Origin of the sequence: Brevibacillus sp. GCM10020057, from assembly GCF_042683565.1 — a bacterium.
Taxonomy (GTDB): Bacteria; Bacillota; Bacilli; order Brevibacillales; family Brevibacillaceae; genus Brevibacillus.
This window is the reverse complement of sequence record NZ_JBHUJW010000011.1, coordinates 92,672-105,318: the sequence shown is the minus strand read 5'-3', so window position 1 is coordinate 105,318 and position 12,647 is coordinate 92,672. Positions and strand designations below refer to the sequence as shown.

Here is a 12,647-nt window from a genome sequence, read left to right as displayed (position 1 = left end):
TGACGATGTGGAAAAATGTCTTTACCCCGAATAAGGATATCGCCAAACCTCTCTACACAGGGGCGGGAATCGCGACTTTTCTCATTCTGATTCTGGTCTGGTCGGCACTAAGCTACGGAGGGCTCGTCAATCCGCTGTTCCTCCCCGCTCCGGACAAGATCGTCAAAACGGCTGTCTCCATGTTTGAAAGCGGAGAAATCTGGACCGACATCGGCATCAGCTTCTCCCGGGTGGCGCTCGGCTTCATCCTCGCCGCCATCATAGGCGTACCGCTGGGCATGCTGATGGGCAGCCTGCGCATCATGGAGGGGGCGTTCGAGCCGATCATCGGCTTCATCCGTTATATGCCGGCTTCTGCCTTCATCCCGTTGTTTATTTTGTGGATCGGTCTCGGAGAAGCGGAGAAGATGGCAGTCATCTTTTTCGGGACCTTCTTCCAGCTGACCCTGATGGTCATGGACGTCACGAAAAACATCCAGAACGAGCTGATCGAAGTCTCCTACACGTTGGGTGCGAAACGCTTCCAGCTGTTCAGGCGGGTCATCCTCCCCGCTTCCATGCCGGGGATCGTCGACACGCTGCGCATCACGTTCGGCTGGGCGTGGACGTACCTGGTCGTCGCCGAGCTGGTCGGCGCATCAGACGGGCTCGGCTACATGATCATGCAGGCTTCCCGCTTCCTGAAGCCGGACAAAATCATCGTCGGCATTCTCATCATCGGGATTCTCGGATTGATCATGGACCTGATTTTCAAGGCAATCTATCGCGCATCCTTCTCCTGGATGAGAAAGGCGGGATCTTAACATGACGGCGACGCCAAAACTAGTCATTGATAACGTAGGGAAAGTATTTTCGACCAAGAGCGGACAAGTCGTCGCACTGGATCAGACGTCGTTCTCTGTCGCCGAAGGGGAGTTCGTCACCATTCTCGGCCCTTCCGGCTGCGGCAAGTCTACCATTCTTCGCGTCGTCGCGGGCCTGGAAGAGCCAACCTCCGGCCATGTCTATCTCGACGGCAAGGAGATCAAGGGACCGGGACCCGACCGGGGAATGGTCTTTCAGTCGTACACGTTGTACCCGTGGCTGACGGTCAAGGACAACATCACGTTCGGTCTCGACCTGAAAGGTGTGCCTAAGAAAGAACAGGACGAAATCGCCCACCACTACCTCGACCTGATCGGGCTGAAGGGCTTTGACAAGCATTATCCCATCCAGCTGTCCGGCGGGATGAAGCAGCGTGTGGCGATAGCCCGCGCCCTCGCCAACGACCCGGAAATTTTGTTGATGGACGAGCCGTTCGGCGCCCTCGACGCGCAGACGCGCACGATCATGCAAGAGATTTTGCTGAAGGTCTGGGAAGAATCGAAGAAAACCATTCTGTTCATCACCCATGACGTGGAAGAATCCATTTTCCTCGGCGACTCCATTTACGTCATGACGGCGCGTCCGGGGCGGCTGAAAAAAAACATCAAGGTGCCGCTCCCTCGCCCGCGCGACTACCACAACAAGAGCAGCGAGGAATTTCTCGCATTGAAGCTCGAGCTGCTCGAACTGATTCGCGAGGAGAGCCTGAAAGCAGTCAATCCGTAGCGAGCACGCAAACGATTCATACGACGGGAAAAACCCAAAGCGGATCAGATGGACGATCCAGCGCCTTGGGTTTTTTCGTTTTCGGACAAAAAAAAGACGGCAACAAAGCCGTCCCAATGTATATGGTAAACCCGGGGAGGGAAGTAGAGGAAAAACGAACAAGTTGGCTTCTTGTCGTCACTGCCAGATTACTTGCATACTGCTACGTTTGCCTGACTGCATGTTACTGCTTGGATGTCGTATCAGCCGTGGAGCTGCTGCTGTCTGTACCAGCAGATCCTGCTGCATCCTTGGCGACTGTGTCAGACTTGCTGTCCTTGCTGCTGTCGCTCGTCGTGCTGGAATCAGACGAAGAGCTGTCAGACGATCCTGCGGAAGCGTCTGTACCGCTGGCCGCAGCATTCGGTGCAGATTGATCTTGAGTAGAAACCGAGCTATCGGTCGATTGGCTGTTTGTCGTGGAGGAGCCCTCCGATGTAGCCGCGCTGCCTCCATCTTGCTGGGTAGCCGGTTCCGATGTACCTGTATTGCCGGAGCAGCCAACCAGGCTGCCTGACAGGAGCAATGCCACAGCCGCGATGGAGACCCATCTTTTGTTCATGTTCATTCTCCTTTCATTCCTTGGTTCGTGACTCTCTCTCCGTCACGCTTACATCGTAACGGCCAAAGATAATCATTCTGTGAGGAAAATGGGAAAAAACCATGTTCAAAAGATGAAAAAAGTATGACCATCCTGCCGGTGCCCGCTCGCAAAACTCACGTCGACTGGCGCGAAGCCGTCACGGTCGGCATCCAGACAGTAAACGTACTCCCCTTGCCCGGCTCGCTCTCAACGCTGATCTTGCCGCCATGCAGCTCGACCAGCTCCTTGACGATCGCCAGCCCCAATCCCGTCCCCTTGTTCTTTTTCGAGCGTCCGCGGTCCACCTTGAAGAACCGCTCCCAGATCCGCTGCAGATCTTCCTGGGAAATGCCGATGCCCGTATCTGCCACCTCTATTTTGACGTACGGCTCCTCCGCGACCGCCCGCAGGCGAATCTCTCCTTGCTCCGTAAACTTCACTGCGTTTTTCACGAGATTTTTCAAGATTTGCGCGACCCGATCCCGGTCTGCGTAAATTTTCGGCAGGTCCTCTTCCAGCTCCAGCTCGATCTGGATGCCTTTTTCCCCAGCATCGGCGCGGAACGCGAATGCCACCTTGTTCATCACGTCCGCCACATCGACAGGGAACTTCGCCAGATTGACTTCGTTGTTTTCCAGCTTCATCAGGTCCATCAGGTCATCGACCAGCCGGTTGACCTGCATCGTCTCCGAGTACATCACCGCGTAATACTTTTGCCGCGCTTCTTCGTCTTCCACCAGGCCGTCCTGCAGCGCCTCGAGAAAGCCTTGCATGGCCGTCAGCGGGGTGCGCAGCTCGTGCGACACATTGGCCAGAAAGTCGTTGCGCACCTGCTCCAGATGCTGCCGCTCCTGCTCGACCCGCTCCAGTTTCTCGGCCATCGTGTTGATCGTCTGGGCGAGGTCGCCGATCTCGTCCGACGTATCGACGCGGACCCGTTCGGCGTAGTTGCCCCTGCCGATCTCCGCGGCTGTCCGCTCAATCGTCCGCAGCGGGCGGGAGATGGACCAGGACAAATAAGAGACCATCGCCGTCGAAAGCAACACGCCAAAGAGCGTCGCCCACAAGATCGTCTCCCGCATCTGGCCGAAGGTGCGCTCGATCCCTTCGATCGGGGCGTGCAAAATGATGCCGCCGTAGACGTGCTCGCCTTCGCCCCACGGGACGGAGACGGACAGCATCGGGTCTTCCAGCCCTTCGATCTGCAACTCGGTTACGGCGCTCTTGCCTTTCAGAACACTCTCCGCGATGGAAACCGCCACCGATTTGCCGGTGAATACCTCGTCCTTCATGGAAGTGGCGACGATCTTCCCTTCCTGGTTGAACAACCAGATGCGCGTATCGAAGGCTTCGTCCAGCGAGACCAGCTCATCCAGCAGCTGCTTGTTCACCTTGTCGTAGTTCTGGATCGCGGCGTTCACTTTTTTCGCCATTCGCAGCATTTCTTCTTCTTTGGAATCGTAAATGTACTGCCGCGCAAACAGCGAGATGAGCAGTCCGGAGATGCCCAGCCCGACGAGCACGGTAGCCAGAAAGCTGAACAGCAGGCGGCGGAAAATGCTTTTCGAGGTGCGCAGCATCAGGCTTCCACCCCGAACTTGTAGCCGATCCCCCAGACCGTGTGAATACATTCATAGGGAAGCTTGTCCAGCCGCTGCCGGATTTTTTTGATGTGGACGTCGATCGTGCGCACATCGCCAAAGTAGTCAAAGCCCCATACCTGCTCCAAGAGCTGCTCCCGGGAGAAGACGCTCCCCGGCGATTTTGCAAGCTGCACCAGAAGGTCGAACTCCTTGGGGCGAAAGCCGATCTTCTCTCCTGCCACCACTACCTCGCGCTTGTCGATGTCGATGGTCAGCTGATCGAAGACGAGAGCGGCAGGGGCGTCCTCCACGGCTTTTTCTTTGGGCTGCATCCGGCGCAAGACAGCTCGAATCCGCGCCACCAGCTCGCGCGGACTGAACGGTTTGGTCACGTAATCATCGGCGCCCAGCTCCAGGCCGAGCACCCGGTCGAACTCTTCGTCCTTTGCCGTCAGCATGATGATCGGCGTGTCCCACCTCTTGCGGATTTCCCGGCACGCCGCAAAGCCGTCCATCTGCGGCATCATTACGTCGAGGATGACCAAGTCCGGCGTTTCTTTTTCCATCATGTCGATGGCTTGCTGCCCGTCACTTGCGACGACCAGATCGATTTGCTGTTTGGAAAAGTAAAGGCGAATAATTTCGCGTACATTCGGATCATCGTCTGCTACCAGTACCTTTGTTTGTGCCAAAGCCAACAACCTCCCTTCAAAAAAGAAAGCCCTTTTCAAGGCTGGCTCACGGATGTGCCACCGTATTTCACGGATGGTGAAAGCACATGTTCGGCATCAGGCTTTTTCCTATGGTAACACAGATACAGGGGATTGTGGATGGATGGAAGTCCTGGATAGCTGGAACCAGGTGGAAGACATGGCGGGGCTGCATGTCAAAGGAGAAACGGAACGCCAACACGCGAAAGGGAATAAGAAAAAGCCGGGCAAAATGCCCAGCTTTCTTTGCTGTTACGTATTGCTGGTTGTCTCGCGGTACAGCTTCGGCTCGCCTTTTCGCTTCGGACGAAGGCTGCCCCACAAAAAGCCGAGCAGCGCGCCGGCGACGGCCGGGAGCAGCCAGCCGATTCCTTCCTTGTACAGCGGCAGATGTCCGTACGCTTCCGTGATGGCATCTACCGGCAGACCGATCAGGGCGGCGCCGTCGATCAGGCTGATCGCCGCCGTAACGACGATCGCGCCGATATAGACAGCCGAGTAGCCACGGAACAGCTTATGGAAAAACGACAGGATCATCAGCACGATCCCGATCGGATAAATCGCCATCAGCACCGGCACGGAGAACGCGATCAATTGGGTCAGCCCGACGTTCGCCACCCCTGCACTAAACACGCTAAGGATGGCCGCCATCGCCTTGTAGGAGACGCCGGGGATTCGCTCCGAAAAGAAAGTGGCGCACGAGGCGACCAGACCGACCGAAGTCGTCAGGCAGGCCAGGGTGACGGCCAGGCCGAGCAAAAGGGAGCCGAGCGGGCCGAACAGAACGTGAACCACGCCGGTCAAGATTTGTCCCCCGTTTTCCAGTTTGCCCAGCGATTGGCTGGTCGCGCCCATGTGGCTGAGCGCCAGATACACAAGCCCAAGCCCTACGGCTGCGATGACGGCAGCTTTGATCGTCGATGTCGTGATCTTTCGGCGATCGGTGACGCCGACTGCCTGTACCGATGCGGTCACGACAATTCCGAATACCATCGCTGCCAGCGCGTCGAGCGTGAGATAGCCTTCCAGGAAGCCTTTAATGAACGGCGATTCGGTATAATCCCCGGTCGCAGGGCCCATGTCGCCGAGCGGATTGACCAAGGTCCCGATAAACATGACCGCAATGATGATCAGCAGTGCCGGCGTCAATATTTTCCCGATCCGGTCCACCAGTTTGGATGGATTCAGGCAAAGCCAGTACGTTACGGCAAAGTAAACGACAGTCGTCACGAACAGCGGCAGCCAGCTGTCTTTTGCCGACGCAGGCAAAAACGGCAGCACACCCATTTCATATGTGACGGTGCCAGTCCGCGGGATCGCCAAAAACGGGCCGATCGCCAAATAGACGACAAACGTAAAGACGACAGCAAAGACGGGGTGTACCCTTCTTGCCAGCGTCTGCAAGTCTCCTCCTCCGAGCCCTACTGCAATGACCCCCAGCAACGGCAAGCCTACACCGGTCGTGATAAAGCCAAACATGGCTGCCCACACGTCCGTCCCGGCGGCCTGGCCCAAAGCGGGCGGAAAGATCATATTGCCTGCCCCGAAGAACAAGGCAAACAGCATGAGCCCTACAGTAATGGTTTCTCTCTTTGATAATTCTCTCATGATGCTCCTCTTTCTATCTATATTATTGAATATTCGTTCATTATATTTGAAATTTCTCGCAATAACAACCTTCCTGTTTTTCAAACTTCTTGAAAAAGGGGTCCTGTCCTACTCCCATGTCTCCTTTCTCTTCACGGCCCCTACGGCTTCCCAGATGTACAGCGAGCAGATGCTGCGCCACGGCGCCCACGCTTCCCCGATGCGGCGAATGTCTTTTTCATCCGGCTTTTCCGTCAGGCCGTACACCAGCTGCAGCCCGTTGCGCAGGCCGATGTCCGCTGCCGGAAGCAGGTTGGGACGGCCCATGCCGAACATCATCAGGCACTCGACTGTCCATCTGCCGATGCCGCGCAGGGAGGTCAAACAGGCGATGATTTCCTCGTCCTCCATCTGCCACAAGCGGCCCAGATCCACCTTGCCATCGACGATCGCACGAGCGTAGTCGATGATGTATTCCGCCTTGCGCTGGCTGAACTGCAACGGCCGCAAATCCTCCGGCTCCAGCCTGGCGACGGCCTCCTCCGTGGGAAAAGCCAGAAAGACGCGGCCCTCGTCGTCCTCGACTGCGTCACCGGAAAGTTCCAGCAATCGCTTTGTCAAATTGGCGGCGAACGCCAGATTGATCTGCTGCCCGATAATCGTCTTGACCATGGACTGAAACAGGTCAGAATCCAGAAACGGATGCAGCCCGCGAAATCTTTCCGTCAAAATCGCCAGCGGCGGCTGATGCCGCATATGCTCGTAGATGGGGACCAGGTCCAGATCAGCGCAAAACATGTGTCGGACCGTCTGTTCCAGTTGCTGCTGCTCCCCGGCCGAGAGTGAAGACGGTGTGTGCAGCCGGAGGAAGGGCTCCTCAGTCGTGCCCGCAAACTGCAAGCTCACCAGCACAGGCCGCGTCCCCACACGAAGCACCCGGCGAAGCACTCTCTTATGCGCATCGACCAGCAGCTGCGGATCGGGATGAGTCTGTAACCGGCGAAGCAGCCGCTCAAAGGAATAGGGGGGAATCAAAGAAATGACAGATGAATACACGGGCATCGCACCTTCTTTCCTCGCATTGTTCGCGTTTTCACCAACTTCTACTACGATAACACAAAACACCTCCGGAACTCTTCCGAAGGTGCCTGTTGTCGTTTCGTATTCTTGCTCTTTTACTTGGTGAACATCCCTTTGAGGACGAATTTCACGTTGGCCGGGCTTTCCGCCAGGCGGCGCATGAAGTAGCCGTACCAGTCGTTGCCATAAGGCACATAGACGCGCATTTTGTAGCCTTCGCGGGCCAAATCGATCTGGGACTGGGAGCGAATTCCGTACAGCATCTGGAATTCAAACTGGGTGCGCGGGATGTCGTGCTCCTTCACCAGCTTTTTCACGTACTCGATGATGGCGTCGTCGTGGGTGGCTACCGCCGCATAGCCGCCGTTGAGCAAATGCTGCTTGATGATTTTTTTGTAGTTCTCGTCCACGTCCGGCTTGTTCGGATAGGCAACTTCCGGCGACTCCTTGTACGCCCCTTTTACCAGGCGGAAGTTGACTTTTTTGTCCTTGAGGCTCTCGATGTCATCGGATGCCTTGTACAAGTATGCCTGGATCACCGTGCCGACGTTTGTGTACTCTTCCAATAGCTCGTTCAAAATTTCCATGGTGACGTGATTGTGCGCGTAGTCTTCCATGTCGATCCGCACGAAAATGTTGCCGTTTTTCTTGGCTGCGTCGAGAATGCGGCGCATGTTGGACATGCACAGCTCGCGGCTGATGTCGAGACCGAGCGAAGTCATTTTCAGGGACAGGTTGCAGTCTACCCCGGACTGGTGGATCGCTTCAATCGTCTTGATGCAGTAGTCGGCCGATTCGTTCGCTTCCTCCACGCTGAAGACGAATTCGCCCAGGTGGTCGAGTGTGCACACGAGCCCTTTTTGGTTCAATTCGCGGACGGCCTTGATCGCCTCCGCAATCGTTTCACCGGATACGAAGCGGCTCGCGCCAAAACGCAGACCCCACTTTTTCGCAGCTTTGTTCAAGGTTTTGTTCTTGGATAAAAACAGGAAAAAATCCTTCATAGCTTGTTCCATCGTTGACTGTCTCCTCCTCAACGTACTCTGCGTCATTCTTCTAGCATGAACTGTGCCAAATTATCTGGCTGATAAAAAATTAAGTATATTTTCTGTTCGTACGCCTGCATGGGACGGATCATGCCGGAAAAGAAGGATGCATGCACAGTGAAAAGCACCCAATAATTTAACACTTCTGTACAGATGATGTTTATTCTTGTACACTTTTGATTAGAAGCTGTATGACAAACAGCATGAAAGCCCGTTTCTAGTTAGTATGAATAGGATGTGATGAGTTGAAACCGTTATTCTCGCTGGACACTGCTGTATTTTCATTGGCCGCTCCCGTCAAACCTGATGAAATCAGCATACGCGCGGGGGAGGCGGAAGGTGTGTGGCATCGCCGGGAGCAATCCGTCAAAGTGCTGGCGGTCAAAGAGACAGCGACGCTGGAAGCCGCAACCAAGCTGCTTCGCTCTGCGCTGGACGGCCCTTCTCTCCCCGCCCTCGTCACTGTCGATGAGAACGATCGGCCCACCGGCATCGTCGCCCCCGAGCATTTGCTAGACACGTATCTGACCTTGATCCAGAACCAGTCCGTACTGCTGCGCACGCTGATGGACACGATGAGCGAAGCCACGACCATCGTCGATTCGCGCAACGTCGTGCAGCACTGGAACCGGGCGGCGGAGTCGATCTATCGAATCGACCGCGCCCAGGTGATTGGCACATCGCTGGACGAACACTTCGCCAGCGAGTCGATCCGGCTGCTGGACGCGCTGCGTCAGGGGACGTCCGTGCAGCGCGTGTACCACATTCCTCGCCCGGACAGCCACGTCCTGATCAACGCGGCGCCAATCCGGCTGGACGGCGACATCATCGGAGCCATCTCGATCGAACAGGACATTACCGAGCTGGTGCGGCTCAACGAAGAGCTGGCCCACACCACCGCCCATCTGCACACGCTGCAGCAGGAGATGAGCCGCTTCCAGGCCCCGGACGATCCGTTTTACGCGATCAAGGGACATTCCTCCTCGATCCAGTCCGCCATCGTCTCCGCCCAAAAGGTGGCGCAGACGGATGCGACGGTCTTGATCTACGGGGAAAGCGGCGTCGGCAAGGAGCTGTTTGCCAAAGCGATCCACCAGGCGAGCCGCAGACGGGAGAAGCCGTTCATCGCCATCAACTGCGGAGCCATCCCTGCCGCCTTGTTTGAGAGCGAGCTGTTCGGCTATCAGGGCGGCGCCTTTACCGGTGCGGAAAAGAAAGGAAAGCCCGGCAAGCTGGAGCTGGCCCACGGCGGCACGCTGTTTCTCGACGAGATCGGGGAGCTGCCGCTGGAGCTGCAGGTCAAGCTGCTGCGCGCCCTGCAGGAGCGGCAGTTCTACCGCGTGGGAGGGACGGAACCGATCACCGTCAACACCCGGATCGTCGCCGCCACCAACCGCCAGCTGGAGCAGATGGTAGCCGAAGGCCGCTTCCGCGAAGACTTGTACTATCGGCTCAATGTGTTTTCCCTGGAAATTCCGCCGCTGCGCGAACGCCGCGAAGACCTTCCCGAGCTGGTGCAAATCTTCATCCAGGAATATTCCGTCGCACACGAGCAGCCCGTTCCCCGCATCGCACCGGAGGTCATGCAGGCGCTGTTCGACTACAGCTGGCCGGGGAACATTCGCCAGCTGCGCAACGTCATCGAACGGCTGTCCATTTTGCAGGAGAACGGCGTCATCTCGCCGGAGCATCTGCCCTCGGCGATCCTCTCCCGCCAGTCCGATGCGACCGGTGCGTATCAGCCGCCCGTGCTGCCTCGTCCTGTCCCGTCCCAGCTGTTTGCCCCATCTCCCGCGCCGGGCGGCTCCGAGCGGGAAAAAATTGCAGCAGCGCTGGCCCGCACCTACGGCAACAAAAAGGCGGCCGCCGAGCTTCTCGGCATTTCTCGCGGGACGCTGTACAACAAAATGAAAAAATACGGCCTGTCCGAGGAGAATTTCCGATGGGAATGATTATCTGGTCAGATGAACGGTTCCAAGTCCAGCATGCAGGAGAAACCATCACCCTCCTGCCAAAGGAATACGCGCTTCTTCATTATTTGTTCACCTGGAAAAACCGGACGTTCAGTCGGGACGAACTGCTGAACCGTGTGTGGCCGCTAGAGGACCCGACGGATCGCACTGTCGACGACCACATTTACCGGCTGCGCCGAAAACTGCAAAAGTGGTCGCATCTGTTTACCATCGACACCGTCCGCAAAGTGGGGTACCGGCTGACGTGGAAGCAGCATCATCCGCCCACGCCGGCTGTCCTCAACCGCGATTTCTCCGATACGGTCCGTACCTTGCTGGAGACCTACCACGGGATGGGAATGGGCGCGGCGATGCAGCTTTTGTCCACTCACCAGGAAATTCTCGGCTTCTCGCTCGATCCGTTTTACGACATGTACTTGCACTTTATCCGGGGCGATTTTGCGCATTTCACGGACGCGGCGTCCTCGCCTTTGGCAGACAGGCTTTTTTACCTTTTTCACATTTACTACATGGCGGAGGAGGACCCGCAAAAGACGCTGCGCCTGTATGAGCAGACGGAAACGCTGCAAGAGCGGATGCCCGCATCGTTCCGCCACGAGCTGCAGATCGTCGCCGTCGGTCTGTACGCGCTGACAGGTCAGCGGGAGGCGGCAGAGCGACAGCTGGCAGTAGCGAGACAGATCGTCGAAGGCATGAACTCCGAGAGCTTTACCCTCTTTTTGCACACCCAGCAAGTCATGCTGGCCCTGCTGTCGGATCAGCTGGAAGCAGCGGAGGAGACGATCCGCCACTCGGCGGAGCTGCTGCAGCTCGTCCCGATGCAGCGGGAACTAGGCAGCTTTACCGTGTACCGTGGACTTTGCCTGTACCTGCGCGGCGAAGGGAAAAAGGCGCGACAGCTGGTGGACGAAGGCGTCGAAATCATCCGCACGACCCATTTCGTCCCGCATCTGCTCTACGCTGCCCAAATCGTGCAGGAACTGCTCCGACACTTCGGCTGTGACGAGGAGTGGCTACGGAAGTACAAGAAGCTGTGGACAGAGCTGAAGCGCGAATACCGGCTGGACGACCTGAAGCAGCAGGTGCACGCCATCCTCACCCGCTCCGTTTGATATTCCTCTGACATTTTCCCTCTATCCTCAAAGAAAATCGTTCGATGGAGGGATCAGCTTGCTGCGGGAAAATAAAACGTTTCGCGTGTTGTTTTTCGCTTATGGATTGTCTACCTTGGGGGATTGGTTTGATTTTATTGCGGTGTCGATTTTGCTGGGGTTCGTCTGGAAGGCTGACCCGATGACCATGGCGCTATTGCCCATCGCCTACGCCGCGCCGGGCATCGCTTTTGGACAGCTGGCCGGCGTGCTGGCAGACCGCGTGAACAAGGTCAGGCTGATGATCGTCATGGACGTCATCCAGGCGCTGTGTACGCTGCTTTTGCTGGCCATGCCTGGCTCCTTGTCCTTTTTGCTCGTCATCGCCTTGCGCTCCTGCGCCTCGGTCTTCAACGATCCGGCGCAGCAGGCGCTGACGCGGAAGATCGTGCCCGAGCATCAGCTGCTGCAGGCCACCTCGCTCAACGGCGCCGTCTTTCAAATGGGGAAACTCGTCGGTCCCTTGCTCGGGGGGATCGTCGCCGCGTTTTTTGCTCCCGGCCTCTGCCTCGCCATTAACGCCTGCAGCTTTTTGCTGTCTGCCGCGCTGCTTTTGCCGATCGCAGGAGTAGAGAAAAAGGCGGGTGCAGTCGGTGCTGACGGTACAGTCCGTGCCGACGCAGCCCCGCCATCGCCTACCCTGCGCCACTCCTGGCAGGAAGGCTGGCAAATTTTCTGGCAAAACCGGATACTGCTGTTCAGTACGGTCTTTTCTCTCCTGGTCGCGCTGACCATCCAGCTCGCAGACGCGCAGCTGCCAATCATCTTTCGGGAAAAGGCTCCTCTCCACCCGGAAATGGTCGGCTTCGCGGTGAGCACAATCGGCCTGGGAGCCTTGCTCACCGTCACCTGGCTCCAGCGCTGGCAGGAAATACGCTCCTACGGCTGGGTTCTCGGGGGAGGCGTCTTTTTGATCGGCATCGGTTTTACCTGGATCGCCGTGTATCCGGAGGACAGCGGCCGCTACTGGCTGCTTCCCGCCGCCTTGCTCGCCGGCATCGGGACGGGGCTGACCACGGTTGGCTCCAACTACCTCGTACAGAAGGAAACGCCGCCGGAGGCTCTGGGTCGGGTGCGCGGCATCATCGGCTCCCTCACCAGCACGACGTTTATCGTCGCTCCGCTTTTGGGCGGCTGGCTCATGACCGTCTGGGGACCGAGCCTCGCCTTTTTGCGGGTAGGTGCGGCGATCTCGGCGCTTGGCGCAGGCGCGGTACTGCTGCAGCGCTTCATCTGGGGGAGGGCGGAGGAAGTGGGAAGACCGACCTTATCGGAGGAACTGCGCCGCGATGCAACAGGGTAAAC

The 12,647-nt window shown here is 57.3% G+C and carries 11 protein-coding genes; 5 read left to right on the top strand and 6 right to left on the bottom strand.

Going from position 1 to position 12,647, the window contains the following annotated elements; translation table 11 throughout:
- The first annotated feature begins 5 nt into the window (after positions 1 to 5).
- Together ACFSO0_RS04020 and ACFSO0_RS04015 are read left to right on the top strand one after the other, a co-directional pair.
- Positions 6 to 803, top strand: a complete 798-nt coding sequence (locus ACFSO0_RS04020) for an ABC transporter permease (protein WP_376876672.1) — start codon at positions 6 to 8, stop codon at positions 801 to 803.
- Between the two features lies 1 nt (position 804).
- On the top strand, positions 805 to 1,590 hold the full coding sequence (locus ACFSO0_RS04015; protein WP_376876669.1) for an ABC transporter ATP-binding protein: 786 nt from the start codon (positions 805 to 807) through the stop codon (positions 1,588 to 1,590).
- A 223-nt stretch (positions 1,591 to 1,813) separates the two neighbouring features.
- On the opposite strand, the gene ACFSO0_RS04010 is transcribed toward ACFSO0_RS04015, so the two are convergent.
- From ACFSO0_RS04010 to ACFSO0_RS03985, 6 genes are all read right to left on the bottom strand, one after another.
- Positions 1,814 to 2,191: a hypothetical protein gene (locus tag ACFSO0_RS04010; RefSeq protein ID WP_376876666.1), complete on the bottom strand. Its 378-nt coding sequence runs from the start codon at positions 2,189 to 2,191 to the stop codon at positions 1,814 to 1,816.
- A 155-nt stretch (positions 2,192 to 2,346) separates the two neighbouring features.
- Positions 2,347 to 3,792, bottom strand: a complete 1,446-nt coding sequence (locus ACFSO0_RS04005; protein ID WP_376876663.1) for a sensor histidine kinase — start codon at positions 3,790 to 3,792, stop codon at positions 2,347 to 2,349.
- A complete protein-coding gene (locus ACFSO0_RS04000) occupies positions 3,792 to 4,487 on the bottom strand; it encodes a response regulator transcription factor (protein ID WP_376876660.1) in 696 nt (231 codons plus the stop codon). Before ACFSO0_RS04000 ends, ACFSO0_RS04005 begins: the two co-directional genes overlap by 1 nt.
- Positions 4,488 to 4,757: 270 nt before the next feature.
- A complete protein-coding gene (gene brnQ / locus ACFSO0_RS03995) occupies positions 4,758 to 6,113 on the bottom strand; it encodes a branched-chain amino acid transport system II carrier protein (RefSeq protein ID WP_376876658.1) in 1,356 nt (451 codons plus the stop codon).
- Positions 6,114 to 6,221: 108 nt separating this feature from the next.
- Positions 6,222 to 7,154, bottom strand: coding sequence for a DNA-3-methyladenine glycosylase family protein (locus tag ACFSO0_RS03990; protein ID WP_376876655.1), 933 nt, complete (start codon positions 7,152 to 7,154; stop codon positions 6,222 to 6,224).
- Positions 7,155 to 7,267: 113 nt separating this feature from the next.
- Positions 7,268 to 8,188, bottom strand: coding sequence for a proline dehydrogenase family protein (locus ACFSO0_RS03985; RefSeq protein ID WP_376876652.1), 921 nt, complete (start codon positions 8,186 to 8,188; stop codon positions 7,268 to 7,270).
- A 275-nt stretch (positions 8,189 to 8,463) separates the two neighbouring features.
- Here ACFSO0_RS03985 and ACFSO0_RS03980 point away from each other — a divergent pair, with 275 nt between their 5' ends.
- From ACFSO0_RS03980 to ACFSO0_RS03970, 3 genes are read left to right on the top strand one after another with little or no spacing between them, the layout of a single operon-like run.
- Positions 8,464 to 10,170, top strand: coding sequence for a sigma-54 interaction domain-containing protein (locus ACFSO0_RS03980; protein WP_376876648.1), 1,707 nt, complete (start codon positions 8,464 to 8,466; stop codon positions 10,168 to 10,170).
- Positions 10,161 to 11,303: a winged helix-turn-helix domain-containing protein gene (locus ACFSO0_RS03975; protein WP_376876645.1), complete on the top strand. Its 1,143-nt coding sequence runs from the start codon at positions 10,161 to 10,163 to the stop codon at positions 11,301 to 11,303. Before ACFSO0_RS03980 ends, ACFSO0_RS03975 begins: the two co-directional genes overlap by 10 nt.
- Before the next feature lie 58 nt (positions 11,304 to 11,361).
- Positions 11,362 to 12,645 carry an MFS transporter gene (locus ACFSO0_RS03970; RefSeq protein WP_376876642.1) on the top strand — a complete coding sequence of 428 codons (1,284 nt, stop codon included), beginning with the start codon at positions 11,362 to 11,364 and terminating at the stop codon, positions 12,643 to 12,645.
- Positions 12,646 to 12,647: the final 2 nt, after the last annotated feature.